General features: G+C 59.6%; 3 protein-coding genes and 1 pseudogene. All 4 read right to left on the bottom strand.

Annotation, left to right across the window (positions count from 1 at the left end; translation table 11 throughout):
• Positions 1–372, bottom strand: a 372-nt coding sequence (locus tag C1H69_RS18970) for an Rpn family recombination-promoting nuclease/putative transposase (RefSeq protein ID WP_422666907.1), incomplete at its 3' end; no start/stop codon positions are given.
• A 139-nt stretch (positions 373–511) separates the two neighbouring features.
• Positions 512–982, bottom strand: a complete 471-nt coding sequence (locus tag C1H69_RS18975; protein WP_102654960.1) for a hypothetical protein — start codon at positions 980–982, stop codon at positions 512–514.
• A complete protein-coding gene (locus tag C1H69_RS18980; protein ID WP_102654961.1) occupies positions 979–1,278 on the bottom strand; it encodes a nucleotidyltransferase domain-containing protein in 300 nt (99 codons plus the stop codon). The genes C1H69_RS18975 and C1H69_RS18980 overlap by 4 nt, the downstream gene beginning before the upstream one ends.
• Positions 1,279–1,408: 130 nt before the next feature.
• Positions 1,409–1,778, bottom strand: a pseudogene (locus C1H69_RS24265) (Rpn family recombination-promoting nuclease/putative transposase); the annotation flags it as partial.

A 1,778-nucleotide genomic window follows, 5' to 3' on the forward strand; every position in this document is an offset into this window, starting at 1 on the left:
GTAGAGCACGATGGGCAGTACGGGGGGTAGCTTGCCACTGGGGGTAAAGGCCTTCTGTCGGATCAGGTCCTGATAGAGCAGTCCGAGATAGCTCATGATACGCACGGCCATGTGCTTGTCGATGGTGCTCTGAAACTCGATCAGGAGATAGACATACAGCCAGGTCTGCCCCCAGCGCACCCGCCAGATGACGTCATCCTCCCGCTCGCGTAGTTCGTCCGCGACGTAGGAGCCGTTGGCCTTCTCCAGCGTATCGAGGTCCAACTGGTCGAGCCAGTCATCGCGGATGAAGCCCCGCAGCAGGTCTTTCACCATTTCCTGCTGGCTGAAAAGCAGCTTGTAGGTGTTGTCGTGAACGTTGGCCATGGCCATCTTGCCTCGTTGCCGGCAGGGCGCTCCAACAGCGGTTTTCTCGTGCCTTCGTGACACCGCCGAGGCGCCTACGGCGCCAGTCGCGACGCGAAGCGGCGCTCCAACAGGAAGTAGCATCAGTCACGACAGACAAGATCGCCTAGATTCCTCGCCGCTGCACATCGGCCAGTATGGCATTGACAAAGGCGATCAAGGTCTCTTCATAGTCATGGGCCGTGTTGAGCGCATCGGCCAGCACGTCAGCGGATTCGATGTATTCATGAATCATCTGGTTGCGGATCTGACGTATGCCGAGCCACCGATCGGCGGACTCCAGAACGCCAAGCTTTTCGGCACGGTCCAGGTTGTCGACCACGGCGCCGGTTTTCTCGCCCAGGGCGCGCAGCCACAAGGGCAGGAGTTTGTCGCCGGCCGTATCCTGTAAACGGCAAAAGCGGCTGGTATAGGCTTCTACTCTCTCTGCCAGCGCTTCATCTTCCCCCAGCTTGGCGGCTCGCTCGCGGGTAAATGGCAAGCCAAAGACGTTGCCTGACGAGTAGCGCAGGTGGTGAATTTCTCGCTCCACTACTCGACTCAGAAAGCGCAGGCGTTCAGAAAGATTGTCGTTCATAACCGAACCCCCTGCTCCCGAGCCAGCCTGTGTATCATCTGCTCGCTGAGATTCGGTGCGCTGACGAGCACATCGACCTTGCGCCCGTGCATGGCACGCATGATGCGTACACTAAGCCGAGCGGAGAGATGGGCGGGGTGCGCTACGGGCTCGGTGAGCTCAACGAGCAGGTCGATATCGCCACCACGGGCGGTGTCGTCCAGCCGTGAGCCGAACAGCCGTACGTTGGCGCTGGGGCCAAGCTCTTCGGCAACGATATGCCGGATGGTCTGGCGCTGGGAATCTGTCAGGCGCATAGGGTGACGTTGTCTACCTTGGCATGTATACAAAGTGGCAGCGCTCCAACAAGGTAGAAAAAGCCGCTGTTGGAGGAAGCGTCAGCTCGCGACGGGGGTTTTCCAAGGTTGCCGGCGTTGCACTCGATGCTCAGTGCTTCAACTCGGCGCGCAGGGCGCTGATCTCGGATACCTCCAGACCAACGATCTCGGCAATGGTGGTATCGTCGAATTGCGTGCGCAGCAGCATGTTGTGGGCAGCTTCCCGACGGCCTTCTTCCCGCCCTTCCTGACGCCCTTCCTGACGCCCTTTCTCTTCCCAACGCTTGGGCCATTCGCTGGAGCGTTCCTGAAGCATGCGATATACCTCCTTCAAATCGGTGAGCCTTTGCCAGTCGGTTGCTTCTCCTCGTGGCGCATGACGGGGAAGCCATACCCGTACGAACCAGACCGTGAAGATACGCCGCAGTTCGGTCTGTTCGTCGTCGCTCAGCCATTCGAGCAGATGCCCGACGACATCG

Origin of the sequence: Billgrantia endophytica (assembly GCF_002879615.1) — a bacterium.
Classification (GTDB): domain Bacteria; phylum Pseudomonadota; class Gammaproteobacteria; order Pseudomonadales; family Halomonadaceae; genus Halomonas; species Halomonas endophytica.

What these genes read in the sequence shown, in the direction of transcription:
- C1H69_RS18975 (WP_102654960.1), bottom strand. Translation starts at nt 982, where the DNA reads ATGAACGACAATCTTTCTGAACGCCTGCGCTTTCTGAGTCGAGTAGTG.
- C1H69_RS18980 (WP_102654961.1), bottom strand. Translation starts at nt 1,278, where the DNA reads ATGCGCCTGACAGATTCCCAGCGCCAGACCATCCGGCATATCGTTGCC.